This window comes from Streptosporangium sp. NPDC002524 (genome assembly GCF_040295985.1).
In the GTDB taxonomy this organism is placed as follows: domain Bacteria; phylum Actinomycetota; class Actinomycetes; order Streptosporangiales; family Streptosporangiaceae; genus Streptosporangium.
Genome location: NZ_JBEOWK010000007.1, coordinates 339497 through 356026, shown reverse-complemented (window position 1 = coordinate 356026; position 16530 = coordinate 339497). Strand labels below are relative to the sequence as shown.

At 73.4% G+C, this 16530-nt stretch carries 15 protein-coding genes; 11 read left to right on the top strand and 4 right to left on the bottom strand.

All coding sequences use genetic code 11. The annotated features are described in order from the left end of the window. Positions 1-32 precede the first annotated feature (32 nt). Entirely contained in the window at positions 33-1022 is a 990-nt protein-coding gene (locus tag ABT053_RS15115; RefSeq protein ID WP_502991765.1) for a LacI family DNA-binding transcriptional regulator, read from the bottom strand. 213 nt (positions 1023-1235) lie between these two features. Here ABT053_RS15115 and ABT053_RS15110 point away from each other — a divergent pair, with 213 nt between their 5' ends. The 7 genes from ABT053_RS15110 to ABT053_RS15080 all read left to right on the top strand — a co-directional run bounded on the left by ABT053_RS15110 (position 1236) and on the right by ABT053_RS15080 (position 7568). After that, complete coding sequence (locus ABT053_RS15110) at positions 1236-2165, top strand: amidohydrolase family protein (RefSeq protein WP_350969585.1); 930 nt, start codon at positions 1236-1238, stop codon at positions 2163-2165. Between the two features lie 139 nt (positions 2166-2304). Then, the gene (locus ABT053_RS15105; protein WP_350969584.1) at positions 2305-2823 is read left to right on the top strand and encodes a cysteine dioxygenase; all 519 of its coding nucleotides are present in this window, start codon (positions 2305-2307) and stop codon (positions 2821-2823) included. A 102-nt stretch (positions 2824-2925) separates the two neighbouring features. After that, a complete protein-coding gene (locus ABT053_RS15100; RefSeq protein WP_350969583.1) occupies positions 2926-3957 on the top strand; it encodes an ABC transporter substrate-binding protein in 1032 nt (343 codons plus the stop codon). A 2-nt stretch (positions 3958-3959) separates the two neighbouring features. Continuing rightward, positions 3960-4862, top strand: a complete 903-nt coding sequence (locus tag ABT053_RS15095; RefSeq protein WP_350969582.1) for an ABC transporter ATP-binding protein — start codon at positions 3960-3962, stop codon at positions 4860-4862. Then, entirely contained in the window at positions 4859-5608 is a 750-nt protein-coding gene (locus ABT053_RS15090) for an ABC transporter permease (RefSeq protein WP_350969581.1), read from the top strand. Before ABT053_RS15095 ends, ABT053_RS15090 begins: the two co-directional genes overlap by 4 nt. 57 nt (positions 5609-5665) lie before the next feature. Next, entirely contained in the window at positions 5666-5983 is a 318-nt protein-coding gene (locus ABT053_RS15085; protein WP_350969580.1) for a cupin domain-containing protein, read from the top strand. Next, positions 5976-7568, top strand: coding sequence for an FAD-dependent monooxygenase (locus tag ABT053_RS15080; RefSeq protein WP_350969579.1), 1593 nt, complete (start codon positions 5976-5978; stop codon positions 7566-7568). The genes ABT053_RS15085 and ABT053_RS15080 overlap by 8 nt, the downstream gene beginning before the upstream one ends. A gap of 56 nt (positions 7569-7624) precedes the next feature. Here ABT053_RS15080 and ABT053_RS15075 read toward each other — a convergent pair whose 3' ends face one another. From ABT053_RS15075 to ABT053_RS15065, 3 genes are all read right to left on the bottom strand, one after another. After that, positions 7625-8722 carry a glycerophosphodiester phosphodiesterase gene (locus tag ABT053_RS15075; protein ID WP_350969578.1) on the bottom strand — a complete coding sequence of 366 codons (1098 nt, stop codon included), beginning with the start codon at positions 8720-8722 and terminating at the stop codon, positions 7625-7627. A gap of 240 nt (positions 8723-8962) precedes the next feature. Further along, on the bottom strand, positions 8963-10180 hold the full coding sequence (locus tag ABT053_RS15070; RefSeq protein WP_350969577.1) for a CynX/NimT family MFS transporter: 1218 nt from the start codon (positions 10178-10180) through the stop codon (positions 8963-8965). A 356-nt stretch (positions 10181-10536) separates the two neighbouring features. Next, positions 10537-11997, bottom strand: a complete 1461-nt coding sequence (locus ABT053_RS15065; protein WP_350969576.1) for a benzaldehyde dehydrogenase — start codon at positions 11995-11997, stop codon at positions 10537-10539. 425 nt (positions 11998-12422) lie between these two features. Here ABT053_RS15065 and ABT053_RS15060 point away from each other — a divergent pair, with 425 nt between their 5' ends. Genes ABT053_RS15060 through ABT053_RS15045 form a run of 4 tightly spaced genes read left to right on the top strand, consistent with a single transcriptional unit; the run spans position 12423 to position 16452 of the window. Further along, the gene (locus ABT053_RS15060) at positions 12423-13604 is read left to right on the top strand and encodes a thiolase family protein (protein WP_350969575.1); all 1182 of its coding nucleotides are present in this window, start codon (positions 12423-12425) and stop codon (positions 13602-13604) included. Between the two features lie 28 nt (positions 13605-13632). Further along, positions 13633-15069 (top strand): 3-carboxy-cis,cis-muconate cycloisomerase, encoded by a 1437-nt coding sequence (pcaB, locus tag ABT053_RS15055; protein WP_350969574.1) that lies wholly within the window; start codon positions 13633-13635, stop codon positions 15067-15069. Beyond that, positions 15066-15662 (top strand): 4-carboxymuconolactone decarboxylase, encoded by a 597-nt coding sequence (gene pcaC / locus ABT053_RS15050; protein ID WP_350969573.1) that lies wholly within the window; start codon positions 15066-15068, stop codon positions 15660-15662. Before pcaB ends, pcaC begins: the two co-directional genes overlap by 4 nt. Beyond that, entirely contained in the window at positions 15646-16452 is an 807-nt protein-coding gene (locus tag ABT053_RS15045) for an IclR family transcriptional regulator (protein ID WP_350969572.1), read from the top strand. Before pcaC ends, ABT053_RS15045 begins: the two co-directional genes overlap by 17 nt. Positions 16453-16530 lie beyond the last annotated feature (78 nt).

Sequence of the window (16530 nt, the reverse complement as noted above, 5' to 3'; positions counted from 1 at the left end):
GGCGCAAGAACTCCCGCCCTGAAACCTGCGGGTCAGCCGACCGAGCCGCGCTCGCGGAGCTGGGGTGCCTGGACGATGCGGCGGCGGCGCGTGTTGCCGTCGGCGGCGGCCACGACGATGCGGACGGCGGCCCGGACGATGCCGTCGATGTCCCAGTCGACCGTGGTCAGGCCGGGGGTGAGCAGGCCCGACATGGGATGGTCGTCGTAGCCCATCACGGACACCTCGAACGGGATGCCCAGCTTCCGCTCGGCCGAGGCCGCGTAGACGCCGTAGGCGATCGAGTCGGCGAAGCAGAAGAACGCCCGGTGCCCGGCGTCGAGCATCTCGCCCGCGACCCGGGTGGCGGTCCCCAGCGACTGCGAGGAGGTGACCATCTCGATGTCCAGGTCGAGCCGCCCGGCCTCGGCCAGGACGTGCACGTCGGCGGGCCGGTCGGGGGTGCTGGCCCGCGTCGAGGTGAGGACGGCGAGGCGCCGGTGCCCCCGCCCGCGCAGGTGCTCCAGGGCGAGGGTCACCCCGGCGCGGTTGTCGAAGACGACCTCGCCCGCGGCGCGCGCCCCGGCCAGGGCGTCGCCGATCGACACCACCGGCAGCCCCTCGCACAGGTCGGCCCAGAGCGGCGCCGCGGGGTCGACCGGCTGCACGATCAGCGCGTCCACCCGCTGGTCGCGGAGCTGCCTGGCGAGGGTGTGCTCCCTGGCCGGGTCTCCCGCGGCGTCCAGGATCAGGGCGTAGCGGTCGTTGTCCTTGAGCGCGCGGCCGATGCCGACGGCCAGCGCCTGCTGCCAGAGGTCCTCCAGGGAGCCGCAGAGCAGGCCGATCATGCCGGTCCGGCCGCTGGCCAGGGCGCGGGCGATGGGGTCGGCCTCGTAGCCGAGCTCGGCCGCGGCCTGGCGCACCCGCTCGATGGTCTCCTCAGAAACCTGCAGGCCGCGCAGGGCGTACGAGACGGCGGCGGGCGACAGGCCGGTGGCCTTCGCCACCTCCCGTATGGTCGCTCGTTTCCGGGGCTGGGGCATCGGACCAGCCTATTCCTCGGGGCCTTCGGGGGCGCGCCACCCGCGCGATCGGAGGCGTCGCGGGACATCCGGAGGTATTGACACAAAGCCAGGTGAAGCGGTTCACTGAAACGGTTCACTGAACCGTGTCACTGTTGGATGTAGCGAGGTGGGGGCGTTTACCCCTATTCTAGGTAGGGAATACCTCGAAGGCCGGAAAGGAGGGGACCCGTCGTGACCGTCGACGTTCACCAGCATCTGTGGACGCCCGCGTTCGTGGACGCGCTCAGACGTCGCACGACCGCGCCCCGGCTCGACGGCTGGACCCTCCACCTGGACGGCGAGCCCGCCTACGAGGTCGACCCCGCCGACCACGACCTCGCCGGGCGCCTCGCGCTGAACGAGGGGCTCGACCTGGCCCTCGTGTCGCTGTCCAGCCCGCTCGGCGTCGAGTCGCTGCCGCCCGGCGAGGCCTGGCCGATCATCGACGCCTACCACGAGGACGCCCTCGCGCTGCCCGCGCCCTTCGGCGCCTGGGCGGCGGCCTGCCTCAGCGAGATCGACCCCGCCAGGCTCGCCAAGGCCCTCGACGCGCGGAGCGGTGTCAGGGACGCCGCCGGGGACGCGCGGCCGGGGTTCGCCGGGCTCCAGCTGCCCGCGACCGCCGTGCGCGACGCCGCCGGCCTGGACAGGGTCGCCCCGCTGCTCGACGTGCTCACCGAGCGCGACCTGCCGCTCTTCGTGCACCCCGGCCCCGCCACCGAGCCCGAGGGCCCCGGCTGGTGGCCCGCCGTCGTGCCGTACGTGCAGCAGATGCACGCCGCGTGGTACGCCTTCACCGCCTTCGGGCGGGCCCGCCACCCGCGCCTGCGGGTCTGCTTCTCGCTGCTCGCCGGGCTGGCCCCGCTCCACTCCGAGCGGCTCGCCAACCGGGGCGGCGAGGGCCGGGGACAGGTCGACCCCGGCATGTTCCTGGAGACCTCCTCCTACGGCCCGCGCGCCATCGACGCCGTCGTCCGCGAACTCGGCGTCGACGTCGTGGTGAGCGGTTCCGACCAGCCCTACGCCACCGCACCCGACCCCGCGCTCGGCGACGCCGCCTGGCACGCCGTCGCGGTCACCAACCCGCACCGCCTTCTGAACGGAAAGGAGTCGCGCAAGTGAACCAGTACCAGGGCCGCGAGAGCTGTGCGCTCCCGGCGATCCACGCCGCGGGCAAGCGGCGCGCAAGAGTCACCGGTCATGTCAGTCACGCCGGGCGAGCGGACATCGCGGGCTCCGGTCCGTCCGGCGGTGAGACCTCATGAGCTACGAGGCCCTGCCCGCCCGCGCCCTCGACCGGCGCGAGCTCCTCGACCTGGTCAACGAGCTGGCCGCCGACCCGTCCAGGTGGGCGGACCAGGTGGAGTTCCCCGAGGAGGGCGGGCGCCACTTCGCCTCCCTCTACCGCGACTCCCACGTGGACGTCTGGCTGCTGTGCTGGCGGCCCGAGGACGACACCGGCTGGCACGACCACGACACCTCCTCGGGCGCCGTCCGCGTGGTGGCCGGGACGCTCCTGGAGTGCAACCCCCGCATCGGCGGCGAGCACCTGGAGACCGTGATCTCGGAGGGCGAGTCCTTCTCGTTCGGCCCCGACCACATCCACCGGCTGACCGGCGCGGTGCACGGCAGCGTCTCGATCCACGCGTACTCGCCGCCGCTGTGGCGCCTGGGCCAGTACTCCATCAGCGACAGCGGCGTGATGCGCCGCGTCTCGGTGAGCTACGCCGACGAGCTGCGCCCCATGGACGACGCCGAGCAGATGGTCGAGGTCGCCTGACGGGCGCGGGCTCCGTCGAAGATTTGACAAGAAGGTGATCCCGGGCCGTTGCCGGATTTGATCAAAAAGGTTTTGATCAAATCTGGTAACGGAAGGGGACCCGTGAACATCCCGACCATCGCCCGCAGCTCGCTGGCCGCCCTGTGCGTTCTCGTCGCCACCGCGTGCGCGGGCACCGGCACCTCCGCGCCGGGCTCGGGCGCGCCGTCCGCGCCCGCGGCCACCACGAAAATCAACTACCTGACCTCGTTCAACGTCTTCGGGCGCGACTCCTACGCCTACGTCGCCCTGGAGAAGGGGTATTTCAGGGACGCGGGCTTCGACGTCACCATCAGGCCCGGCAGCGGCACCGCCGACTCCCTCAAACTGATCGCGAGCGGCCAGGCCGACTTCGGGATCACCGACCTGACCGGCTCCATCGTCACCCTCGCGGGGCAGAGACTGCCGGTCACCGGCGTGGCGGCGATCCAGCAGCGGTCGCTCACCGCCGTCATCGCCCTCGAGGGCTCGGGCATCGCGGCGCCCAAGGACCTGGAGGGCAAGAAGATCGCCGACCCGCCGGGCTCGGCCGTGAAGCTCGTCTTCCCCGCGTACGCCAAGGCGGCCGGGATCGACCCGGCCAAGGTCACCTTCGTTCCCGCGCCGCCGCCGTCGCTGCCGCAGCTGCTGTCCTCGGGCAAGGTCGACGCCATCGGCCAGTTCGTGGTGGGCAGGCCGACCATCGAGCAGGCGGCCCAGGGGCGCAAGGCCGTGGTCCTGCCGTACAGCGACCACGTCAAGGAGATGTACGGCAACATCCTCACGACCACCACGAAGATGGCGGCCGAGCAGCCCGTCGTGGTGACGAAGTTCCGGGACGCCCTGCTCAAGGGACTGGAGTACGCCATCGACAACCCCGACGAGGCGGGGCGGATCCTGAACAAGCACCACCCGACCCAGAACCCGGTCACCGCCGCCGCGGAGCTGAAGGAGATGGCCGCCTACGTACGGCCGTCGGAGGCCGGGGTGCCCGTGGGCGCCCTGGACGAGAGCCGCGTGACCGCCGTCATCGCCATCCTCGAGGACGCGAAGGTGATCAAGCCCGGTTTCAGGCCCTTCGACGTCGTCACCTTCGGCCTGGCCCCCGGATCCTGACGATGATCGAGATCTCGGATCTGTCCTGCGTGTTCCCCGGCAGGGCCGGGCCGGTGGCCGCGCTGGAGGGGATCGGCCTGCGGGTGCGCGAGCACGAGTTCGTGGCGGTGATCGGGCGCTCGGGCTGCGGGAAGTCGACGCTCCTGCGGCTGATCGCCGGTCTCATCCCGGCGACCGGCGGGGAGGTGAAAGTCGCGGGAGAGCCGGTGACCGGGCCGCGCCCCGACGTCAGCCTCATGTTCCAGCGGCCCGCCCTGCTCCCGTGGCGGACCGTCCTCGGCAACGTACTGCTGCCCGTGGAGTTCCTCGGGCGGTCGAAGGCCGCCCATCTCGGCCGCGCGCGCGAGCTGCTGCGCGTGGCCGGGCTGGAGGGGTTCGAGAGGCGGCTCCCGCACGAGCTGTCGGGCGGCATGCAGCAGCGGGTGGCCCTGTGCCGGTCGCTGATCTGCGAGCCGAAGGTCATGCTCATGGACGAGCCGTTCTCCGCGCTGGACGCGCTCACCCGCGAGGAGCTCTCCGCCGAGCTCCAGCGGATCCGGGCGGAGAGCGCCGCCACGGTCGTCCTCGTCACCCACTCCATCGAGGAGGCGGTACTGCTCGCCGACCGGGTCGTGCTGCTCAGCCCACGGCCCGGCCGGGTCCGGGAGATCGTGGAGATCGACGTACCCCGGCCGCGCTCCCTCGGCCGCGACGCCCACGCGGAGCGGCTGGCCGGGTACGGCGCGAAGTTGCGCTCCCTGCTCGCGGAACCGCTCGGCGACCGGGCCGGCGACCGGGTCGGCGACCAGGCCGGTGAGCGGCCCGGCGAGCGGGCCGGTGAACGAGCGGGCGCGCGGTCCGACGAGCGGGCCGGTGGGCAGGTTCCGGGCTCGTCCGGGGAGCCGACGGGGAGGAACGCCCGGTGAGGGTCTGGGTGCTTCCCATGATCGGCGCGGCGCTGGCCGTGGCGGCGTGGTGGCTGGCCACGGTCGCCTTCGGCATCGCGCCCTACGTCCTGCCCGCGCCTCCCGACGTGCTCGCCGTCTTCGGCCTGCACGGCGGCTACCTGCTCGACCAGACCTGGGTGACGCTGGTGGAGACGCTGCAGGGGTACGCGCTCGCCGTGGTGGCGGGCGTGCTGATCGCGGTCCTGATCGCCACGTTCCGGATCGTGGAGGAGAGCGTCTACCCGCTGCTGATCGCCGTGAACGCGGTGCCCAAGGTGGCCGTCGCGCCGATCCTGGTCGTGTGGATGGGGTTCGGCCAGCTCCCCAAGGTGGTCATGGTCTTCCTCGTCTGCTTCTTCCCCATAGTGATCTCCACGGCCACCGGCCTGCGGTCCACCCCGGCGGAGTTCGTCGAGCTGAGCAGGTCGCTCCGGGCGAGCTGGTGGCGCACGTTCCTCCAGGTGCGCTTTCCGCACGCCCTGCCGCAGATCTTCGTCGGGCTGAAGGTCGCGATCTCGCTGGCCGTCATCGGCGCGGTGATCGGTGAGTTCGTCGGCGCCCAGGCGGGGCTCGGCTACGTCATCGTCCAGTCCGGCGCGAGCGCGGACACCGCGCTGGCGTTCGCCGCGATGGTCCTGCTCGGCGCGATGAGCATCGCGCTGTTCTACGTCCTGGTCGCGATCGAACGCCTCCTGCTGCCGTGGGCGCGCGAGACCACCGCCTGAACCCGGCCCTCCCGGCGGGTACCCGCCACATCATCCGAGTCGACACGGAGGTATCCGATGAGTGATCCAGAAGTGGGCGAGACCGGCCTTGGCCCGGTGGGCCAGCACGTCGTCTTCGAGAACGAGCTGGTCAGGGTATGGCAGATCGAGCTGGAACCGGGCCAGACCCAGCCCCTGCACCGGCACGACCACCCGTACCTCGTCATCGCGGTCGAGGAGGCCCTCAACGTCATCGAGACCGCCGACGGGCGGCTGATCGACGCGCCGGAGCCGCGCGGCTCGGTGGTCTTCAGGGATCCGGGCGCGGTGCACAAGCTGACGAACGTGGGAGGGACGAGATACGTCTCGCGGCTGGTGGAGCTGAAGAATGGCTGAGCCTCCCGCTCCGGTCGTCGTGGCCGGTGCGGGTCCCGTGGGGCTCATCACCGCGCTCGGGCTCGCCCACCACGGGCTCCCGGTCGTGGTGCTGGAGGAGGACGAGCGGCTCTCCCCGGACACCAAGGCCGGTTCGCTGCTCACCCGCAGCCTGGAGATCCTGCACCGGTACGGGGCGCTGCCCCCGGTGCTCCGCGCCGCGCTGCGCGTCGACGAGATCGGCGAGTTCGAGCGCGCCACGGGCCTGCCCAGGTTCCGGGTGCGCACGGACGCGCTGGCCGGGGACACCCGGTTCCCGTTCATCGCCAACATCCCGCAGCACCACCTGGAGCCGGTGCTCCGCGACGAGCTGGAGCGCAGGGCGCCGGGCGCGCTGCGGATGGGGCACCGCGTGACCGGTTTCCGGCAGGACGCGGAGGGGGTGGAGGTGACCGCGGAGACGGCCTCGGGGCCGCGGGCGATCCGCGGGTCGTTCCTGCTCGGCTGCGACGGCGGGCGGTCGTTCGTCCGGGGGGCGCTCGGCGTGGCCGTCGAGGGGCGGACGCTGGAGGAGCGGTACGTGCTCGTCGACCTGGAGGTCGACCTCGACGTCGAGACCCCGCGCGACTATCCCTACCTGGGCTACTTCTCCGACCCGGAGGAGTGGGTGGTCGTGGTGCGCCTGCCGCACTGCTGGCGCTTCGTCTACGCGCTCAAGCCGGGCACGCCGGAACCGGACGAGGCGGAGCTGCGCGACCGGGCGCTGCGCTTCCTCGGGGAGGTGGGGCCCTCGCGGCTGGTCGGCTGCAACGTCTACCGCGTCCACCACCGGATCGCGAGCCGCTGGCGTGACCGGCGGGTCTTCCTGCTCGGGGACGCCGCCCACCTGATCACCCCGATGTGGGCGCTCGGCCTCAACACCGGGGCGCTGGACATCTCCAACCTGGCGTGGCGCCTGGCGTGGGTGCTGCGGGGGTGGGCGGGCGACCGGCTGCTCGACGGGTACGAGCGCGAGCAGCTCCCGGTGGCCTCCCTGGGCTCGGGCAAGATGGCCGAGGCGGCCCGCGCCGTCATGGCCCATCGCGGTACGGACGCCGCGGCCATGACGGAGGGCGGCTGGGGAACCGCCCAGACGCGCACCCTGCTGGGAGTGCGGCTCGACGTGGACGGCACCGGCGACTGGGCGATGGTCAGGACCGGTGACACCCCCGCGCCGGTGCGGCACGGCGACCGCGTCCCGGACCTGCCGCTGTTCGGCCCGGCCGGGGAGGTCCACCCGCACGACCTGTGCGCGGACTCCTTCGTGGCGCTGTACTTCACCGACGCCCGGCGGGCTCCCCTGGCCCCTCCCCCCGACTCGCCCGCGCTGCGGCAGTACGTGGTCAGCAGGTGGGACGTGCCCCCGGGCTCCGAGCTGCGCGACCGGCTCCTGCTCGACCCCGGCGAGCGGGTCCGCCTGCGGTTCGGCGTCCCGGAGGACACGCTGGTGCTGCTGCGGCCCGACGGGCACGTCGTCGCGGTCGGGCCGTTCGCTCCCCGGGGCGGCGAGGGCCTGGCCGAGGAGCTCTACGCGGCCGTCACGGACAGGCCGCCGCCCGAGGGCTAGCCGCGTTCCCGACCGTACGGGGGCCGTCGTGCCCGGACGGTCGGGACCGGGAGATGCTAGAAGACGCGCGCCCTGACGGCGTTGGCCATGCCCGGGTCGTCGGCGAAGACGCCGTCGACGCCGAGGGAGTAGAGCCTCTCCAGCCAGCCCATCACGTTGCCGGTGGCGCGCGGGTAGGCCGGGCTCGCCGGGTTCCCGGACCGGAAGTCCACCGGAAGCTGCGAGTTCTCGTTCCTGACGGTCCAGGTGTGGACCTTCAGGCCGGCCCGGTGGGCGTCCCGGATCAGCGAGGTGGGCTGCAGGAGGCGGCCGTCGGGGCCGGTGGGCACGATCCGCCTGGTGTCGACGCCGACGCCGTCCGCGTAGCTCGCCACGTCGCGGAGCCCGGCGGGGGTGACCATCGTGTCGTAGGTGCGCGGGTCCCCGGCGGCGGCCCAGTCGTACGGCGCGCCGGTGGCGGTGATGAGCTGGACCAGCGGCAGCCTGGTCCTCTTGCTCAGCTCGCGCAGGTTGGCGGTCTCGAAGGACTGGATGAAGACCGGGTCCCGGCTCCCGCGCCAGCCGTGGCGGCCGAGCACGGCGAGCAGCGGCTCCTCCAGGGAGAGGCCGATGGAGTCGAAGTAGCTCGGGTGCTTGGTCTCGGGGTAGACGCCGACCCCGCTGCGCCTGGCGAGCGCGACGACCTCGTCGAAGGTCGGGATCTCCGCGAGGCCGTTGAAGGCGGTGTTGTCCGGGCGCAGGTCGGGGATGCGCTCCTCGGCCCTGAGCGTCTTCAGCTCGGCGAGCGTGAAGTCCTCGGTGAACCAGCCGGTGATCGCGACGCCGTCGATGGTCTTGGTCGTCCGGCGCGCCGCGAACTCGGGGTGGCTCTCGACGTCCGTGGTGCCGCCGATCTCGTTCTCGTGCCGGGCGACGAGCACGTGGTCCTTCGTGGAGACCAGGTCGGGCTCGATGTAGTCGGCACCGAGCGCGATCGCGGTCTCGTACGCGAGCAGGGTGTGCTCGGGCCGGTGCGCGCTGGCGCCCCGGTGGCCGATGACGAGGGGTTCGCGGCCGCGGGGCTCGGCGGTGGCGGGTTCGGGTTGTTGCAGCACAACGGCGACGGTACCGGTCGCGAGGACCGCGAGCGCCGCGGCCAGAAGCCTACGGATCATGTTCAGGAACGTAGGCCGCCCGGATGACCATTGGAACAACGACTCGCGAAGGGAACGGGACATACGAGCGGCTTCCTGCGGGTGACGGGGAGCCGCCCCACGAGCGGCCGCGCCGTCACGGCCGTGTCCGGCTCCGCGTCAGTGTCCCCGTCCGTGTCCCCGTCTCCGTCTCCGTTCCCGTTCCCGTCCCCGTCCCCGTCAGCGTCCGCGCCCGCGTTCCCGTCCGTTGTCCGGCGCGGGTCAGGCCAGGGAAGGCGAGTCCTCGGACGGGTGGGGCTCACCGGCGCCGGACGGCGCGACCGGGCGCCCGGCGAGGAACCCGGCCGCCAGCTGCAGGCCGCACGCGCCGAGCCCGGCCAGCAGCGGCAGCGTCCAGCCGCCCGAGAGCTGGTGGAGCGCGCCGATCAGGAGCGGCCCGAGCGCGGCCAGCGTGTAGCCGACGGACTGGGCGACGGCCGACAGCGCGGTGACCGAGACCGGATCGGGCGCGCGGAGCGTGATGATGAGCAGGGCGAGCGCTATCGAGGCGCCCTGCCCCACCCCGAGGACGATCATCCAGAGCCACGGCAGGGCGGCGGGGGCGATCAGCACGCCGAGATACCCGGCGATCGTGAGGACGGTCGCGGCGGTGACGTACGGCACCTGCGACCTGGCCCGTCCCGCGAGCACCGGGACGGTCAGCGTGGCCGCCACCTGGGCGAGGTTGGTGAGGCTGAGCATGTATCCGGCCTGGTCGGCGGGGAGCCCGGCGTCCTTGAAGATCGTCGGTATCCAGGCCAGCACGATGTAGAAGGTGAGCGACTGCAGGCCCATGTAGACGGTGACGTACCAGGTCACCCGGCTGCGGAGCAGCAGGGCGAACGGCCTGGGCGCGACCTCCGGGCGGGCGGGGCGGCGCAGCGCCTGGGGCAGCCAGAGCGCCGCGGCGGCGAGCGCCGGGATCGCGGTCATCGCCGTCACCTCGCGCCAGCCGAGCCCGGTGGCCCGCTCGATCGGGACCACGGAACCGGACGCGGCGGCGGCGCCCAGCACCAGGCAGGAGACGTAGACCGCGGTGAACGGCCCGACCCGCGCGGGGAAGTGCTGCTTGACCACGCCGGGCATCGCGACGTTCATCACGGCGATGGCCGTGCCCGCTATGGCCGCGCCCGCGTAGAGCGCGGGGACGCTTCCCGTGCCGCGCAGCACCACCCCGGCCGCCAGGATCAGCAGCCCGGCCATGAGCGTGCGGTCCAGGCCGAAGCGGCGGGCGAGCAGGGGTGCGAGCGGGCCGAGGACGCCCAGGCAGACCACCATGACCGTGGTGATCGCCCCTCCCCCGGCGGCGCTCAGGCCGAGATCCTCCATGATCTCGTCCAGCACCGGGGAGACGCCCGCCAGCGCGGGCCGCAGGTTGAGCGCCGCGAGCACGAACCCCGCGATGAGCAACACCCGCGACACCGGCGACACCCGCGACACACTTCCCCCTCGCTCGGACCTTGCCCAACTCTCCCATAGGGCTCACAGCGCACCACCGGGGGTGGTTACCCAGCAATCCCCGCTCACCCGGGGTTCATCGGGCACGGTTCTGGTCCGGCCGACTCACAGTCCCGCCCGGCCGACACACGCCCCCGGCCCGGCCGACGCACAGTCCCGGTCCAGCCGACACACGCCCCCGGTCCGGCCGACGCACAGTCCCGCCTCGGCTGACGCACGGTCCCGGTCCGGCCGACGCACGGTCCCGGCCTGCCGGAACCCGCTCGCCGGGACCCGCCAGGAGCCGCCAGGAGCTCCCAGGAGCCGCCCGCCCGAACCGGTCCGCCGGTGCCCGCCCGTCAGAAGGGGTACGTCGCGATGTTTCCCTGCATCGTCACCCAGCGGGTCTCGGTGAAGGCCTCGATGTTGGCCCGTCCCCCGCCGAAGCGCGAGCCGGTGCCCGACGCGCCGACCCCGCCGAACGGGGCCACCGCCTCGTCGTCCACCGTCTGGTCGTTGACGTGTACGATCCCGGTGGGAACGAGGTCGGCCAGTGCCAGGCCGCGCATCGCGTCGCGCGTCAGGATGCCCAGCGACAGGCCGTACTCGCTGTCGGACGCCAGCGCGGCGGCCTCCTCGATCGTGGAGAACGGCACGACGGGCGCGACCGGGCCGAACACCTCCTGGACGTACGCGGGAGAGTGCTCGGGCAGGTCGGCCAGGACCGTGGGCCGGTAGAAGAGTCCCTCGTAGGTGCCTCCGGCGGCCAGCCGCGCCCCGGCGTCGACGCTCGCGGTGACCAGGCCGTGGACCTTGTCGCGCTGACCGGCGTCGATGAGCGGGCCGAGCGCGACCTGCCCGCCCGCCGGGTCGCCGACCGGCAGGTGGTCGGCCTTCTCCGCGAGCCGCGCCACGTACTCCGCCGCGATCGAGGAGTGCACGAGGTGGCGCCCGGTGGTCATGCAGATCTGTCCCTGGTGCAGGAAGGAGCCCCAGGCGCCCGCCGAGACCGCGAGGTCCAGGTCGGCGTCGTCCAGGACGATCAGCGCGCTGTTGCCGCCGAGCTCCAGGTGCGCCCGCTTGAGCAGCCGCCCGCACGCCTCCCCGACCGCGCGCCCCGCCGAGGTCGAGCCGGTGAAGGAGATCACTCGTACCAGCGGGTCTCCGACCAGCGCCTGCCCCGCCGCCACCCCGCCCGGCAGCACGTGGAGCAGCCCGGACGGCAGTCCCGCCTCCTCGAAGACGCGGGCGATGACGACGCCCCCGGAGACGGCGGTGCGCGGGTCGGGCTTGAGGATCACCGCGTTCCCCAGGGCGAGCGCCGGGGCGACCGAGCGGATGGCGAGGACCAGCGGGAAGTTGAACGGGGAGATCACCCCGACCACCCCGGCGGGTACGCGGCGGGCCAGGCTGAGCCGCTGCTTGACGGTCGGCAGGATCTCCCCCAGCGGCTGGGACGCCAGCGCGGCGGCCTCGTGACACTCCTGGGCGGCGACGTGCGTCTCCACGCCCGCCTTGGGACGGATCGACCCGGCCTCGCGGACCAGCCAGTCCTGGATCTCCTCCGCGTGCTCATCGAACAGCCTCCCGGCCCGCCGCAGCACGGCCGCCCGCTCCTCGAACGAGGTCGCCGCCCACTCCCGCTGCGCCCGTACGGCGCGCACGGCCGCCGCCGCCACGTCCTCGGCCCCGGCCACGCCGACCCGGCCGAGTTCCGCGCCGGTGGCGGGCTCGACCACGGCCGCGTCACCCGCGCGCGAGGTGACCCAGCCGTCCCCGAAAACCTGCCCGGTCCATGTCTTGGCGTCCATGAGCGGCATGACGTTCTCCTTTTTCGTGTTCGGCCGCACGACTGTCGTCCGGCGGCCACTGTCAGCCGCGAGACACCGCGCACGCCGTACCCGCGGCAGGTGCCGCCCGGCGGGGAGAACGCGACCGCGCCGATCGGAAGGCCGGCCGGGAGGCCGGTCAGGACGGCTGGGGGACGCGCACAGGACCTCCCGGAGGGAAGAGTGTGAGGGGTGAAGTTCGTTATGCGAACAATGATTCTCCGGACGAACGGCGCATATCGCGGAAGTTACGCCGCCGACGTCAAGTGTGTCAAGGAAGCGTGCCCGCCGAGTTGACCGCCCGGACGGCGAATCAGTATGTTCATTGAGAGAACATTCGTTCGCATAACGAACACACATTCCGGCGACCGCGACACCCGAACACCCGGGCACCGGGCGGACAGGAGCTTCCGATCGTGAACGACGTCTACATCCTCGACGCGGTCCGCACGCCCATCGGCCGGTACGGCGGCGCGCTGTCCGGCGTCCGCCCCGACGACCTGGCCGCGCACGTCGTCCGCGCGCTCACCGGCCGCGCCCCCGCCCTCGACCCGGCCGCCGTCGAGGACGTGTTCTTCGGCGCGGCCAACGGGGCGGGCGAGGACAACCGGGACGTCGCGCGGATGGCCGTCCTCCTGGCCGGGCTGCCGGTGACGGTGCCCGGCACGACCCTCAACCGGCTGTGCGGCTCCGGCCTGGAGGCCGCGATCGCCGCCTCCCGCGCGGTGGCCGTGGGAGACGCGTCCCTGGTGGTCGCCGGAGGCTCCGAGTCGATGAGCCGGGCGCCGTGGGTGATGCCCAAACCGGCGCGGGGCTTCGACCGGGGAGAGCGGACCCTGCACGACACCGCCCTCGGCTGGCGCATGGTCAATCCCCGGATGCCCGCCGAGTGGACGGTCGCCCTGGGCGAGGGAGCCGAGATCCTCGCCGACCGCTACGACATCGGCCGCGAGGCCCAGGACCGGTTCGCGCTGCGCAGCCACCGTCGCGCGGCGGCGGCCTGGGAGCGCGGCGTCTTCGACCGCGAGGTGGTCCCGCTCGACGCCCTCGACCGTGACGAGTCCGTCAGGGCCGACTCGACCGAGGAGTCCCTGGCCGCCCTGAAGCCGGTCTTCCGCCCCGGCGGCACCGTCACCGCGGGAAACGCCTCCCCTCTCAACGACGGCGCCGCCGCGCTGCTCGTCGGCGACGAGGCGGGGGCCGCCCGGTCGGGGCGGGCCCCGCTGGCCAGGATCGTCTCCCGCGCGGTGGTCGGCGTCGAGCCGCACCTGTTCGGCATCGGACCGGTCGACGCGGCCCGTACGGCACTCAAGCGGGCGGGGGTCGGCTGGTCCGACCTGAGCGTGGTCGAGCTCAACGAGGCGTTCGCCGCCCAGTCGCTCGCCTGCCTCGCCGAGTGGCCCGACCTCGACCCTGAGATCGTCAACGTCAACGGCGGCGCCATCGCGCTCGGCCACCCCCTCGGCTCCTCGGGGGCGCGTATCCTCGGCACCCTCGCCCACGAGCTGCACCTCCGGGGCGGCGGGTACGGCCTGGCCGCCATCTGCATCGGCGTGGGCCAGGGACTCGCCGTCGTCCTTGAGGGAATCGGTTCCTGAGCGGCGTTCGAACCACCAGGAGGTGGACATGACCTCTCCCTCTCCCTTTCCCTTTCCCTTTCCCGCTTCCGCGCACGGCGGCCCGTCCCCAGGCCCGCGCCCCGGCCTGTTCTCCGGGATGTTCGCCAGGGGCGGGGCCGCGGCGGAGGTGTCGGACGTCGCGTGGCTGGCCGCCATGCTGGACGTCGAGACCGCGCTGGCCGGCGCGCAGGCCGGGATCGGCCTGGTCCCCGCCGAGGTGCCCGCCGCGCTGGCGAAGATCCGCCGTCCCGAGCTCCACGGCAGCGGCATCGACATCGGCACCGACATCGGCATTGGCATCGACATCGCCGAACTGGGCGAACAGGCCGCGCGGACCGGTAACCCCGTCATCCCCCTGGTCGCCGCCCTGCGGGAGCGGGTCGAGCCCGGCCTGCGGCGGTTCGTCCACTACGGCGCCACCAGCCAGGACATCAACGACACCGCCGCCATGCTGATCGCCCGCCGCGCGCTGACCCCGATCCTCGCCGACCTGTCCGCTTGCGCGGACGCCTGCGCGCGGCTGGCGTCCGGCCATCGCGGCACCGTCATGGCCGGGCGCACCGTCCTGCAGCACGCCGTGCCCATCACGTTCGGGCTGAAGGCGGCGGGCTGGCTGAGCGCGCTCGACCGCTCACGGGCCGGGCTGGCGGAGGTGCCGCTGCCGGTCCAGTACGGCGGGGCGGCGGGCACCCTCTCGGTCCTCGGCGAGCGTGGCCACGAGGTGCCGCCGCTCCTCGCGGCCCGGCTGGGACTGGCCGAGCCCGTCGTCCCCTGGCACACCGACCGGACCCCGGTGGCCCGGCTCGCCTGCGCGCTCGGCACCGCGGCCGGGACGCTCGGCAAGGTGGCGAACGACGTGAAGCTGCTCGCCCAGACCGAGGTGGCGGAGGTCGCCGAGCCTGCCGGGCCCGGCCGGGGCACCTCCAGCGCGATGCCGCACAAGCGCAACCCGGTGGGCTCGATGTCCGTGCTCGCCTGCGTCCAGCGCGTCCCCGGGCTGGTCGCCTCGATCCTGGACGGCATGGTCCAGGAGCACGAGCGCGCTGCGGGCCCCTGGCAGGCCGAGTGGGAGACGCTGGGCGAGCTGCTCAGGCTCACCGGCAGCGCCGCCTCCTGGCTCCGCGAGGTGCTGGAGGGCCTGACCGTCGACCCGGCCAGGATGCGCGCCAACCTCGGGGCGACCCGCGGGCTACTCATGGCCGAGCAGGTCGTCGTACGCCTCGGCGGCACCCCGGAGGCCCGGCGGCTGGTGGACGCCGCCTGCGCCCGCGCCACCGAGGAGGGCGCGGAGCTGCGGGAGGTCCTGCTCGCCGATCCCGGCGTCTCCCTGACCGCCGAGGAGGTCGACGCGGCCCTCGACCCGGCGGGCGCCCTCGGCTCCGCCGCCGTCTTCGTCGACCGGGCGCTCGCCGCACACGCGAACCTCACGGGGGCCGACGGATGAGCGAACGGGCCACCGGCAAGAACGAACGGGAGAGCGGGCACATGAGCGGGGACACGAACGACACGACCGGACGGACGGCCGGAGGACCAGACGGCACGACCGAGCGTCCGGCCGGAGAAACAGGCGGCACCACCGGACGGACGGCCGGAGAAACAGGCGGCACGACCGGGCGGGCGAGCGGAGGGACGGGCGGCACGACCGGGTGGGCCGCCGGGGACGCGACGCGCCGGGCCGTGCTCGGCGACGAGCACGTGGACCGCGCCGTCGCGGGCACCACCCCCTTCACCGCGGACTTCCAGGAGTTCATCACCAAATACGCGTGGGGCGAGATCTGGACCCGTCCCGGCCTGGACCGGCGTACCCGCAGCTGCATCACGCTGGCCATGCTCGCCGCGCTCGGGCACGAGCACGAGCTGGCCCTGCACGTCAGGGCGGCGCTCCGCGTCGGCCTGACCGAGGAGGAGATCAAGGAAGTGCTGCTGCAGACCGCGATCTACGCGGGTGTGCCCGCCGCCAACCGGGCGTTCGCGGTGGCACGGGCGGCGCTAGAGTTCGACCGGGACGAGGAGGGCGGGGATGGTCGAACCGGTTGACCGTGGCTCGGACCACGTGCAGTCGCTGGCACGCGGGCTCTCGGTGATCAAGGCGTTCAGCGCGACGAGCCCCGAGCTGACGCTCAGCGAGGTGGCCCGCGCGACCGGCCTGACCAGGGCCGCGGCCCGGCGGTTCCTGCTCACGCTCGTCGACCTCGGCTACGTCAGGACCGACGGGCGGCTGTTCGCGCTCTCCCCCCGCGTCCTGGACCTCGGGTACGCCTACCTGTCCAGCCTCTCGCTGCCCGAGGTGGCCGAGCCGCACCTCGAACGCCTCGTCGCCGAGGTGCACGAGTCGGCGTCGGTGGCGGTGCTCGACGGCGAGGACGTCGTCTACGTGGCCCGGGTGGCGACCAGCAGGATCATGCGGGTGACCATCAACATCGGTACCCGTTTCCCGGCCCACTGCACCTCGATGGGCAGGGTGCTGCTGGCCTGGCTGCCGCCCGGCGACCTCGACGCCTACCTCGGGCAGGTCGAGCTCCACCGGTTCACCCCCAAGACGATCACCTCCCCCGACGCCCTCGGGGCCGAGCTCGACAGGGTTCGCGCCCAGGGCTGGGCGATGGTCGACCAGGAGCTGGAGGAGGGCCTGCGCTCGATCGCCGTCCCGGTCAGGGAGCGCTCGGGGCGGGTGACCGCCGCGATCAACATCTCCTCCCACGCGAGCCGTACGACCTCCGAGTCCGCCCGCCGCCACCTGCTCCCGCCGCTGCTCGCCACCGCCGCGCGGGTGGAGGCCGACCTGCACGCCTCGGGCGTCAGGAGCAGCGCCCTCTCCCCCCGCTGACCTTCTCTCCCGCCGGCCCGGCCCCCTCCGGCGCCCCACCTCGATGACAACGTTGTCAGCGCGCCGAACCTGGGCGAT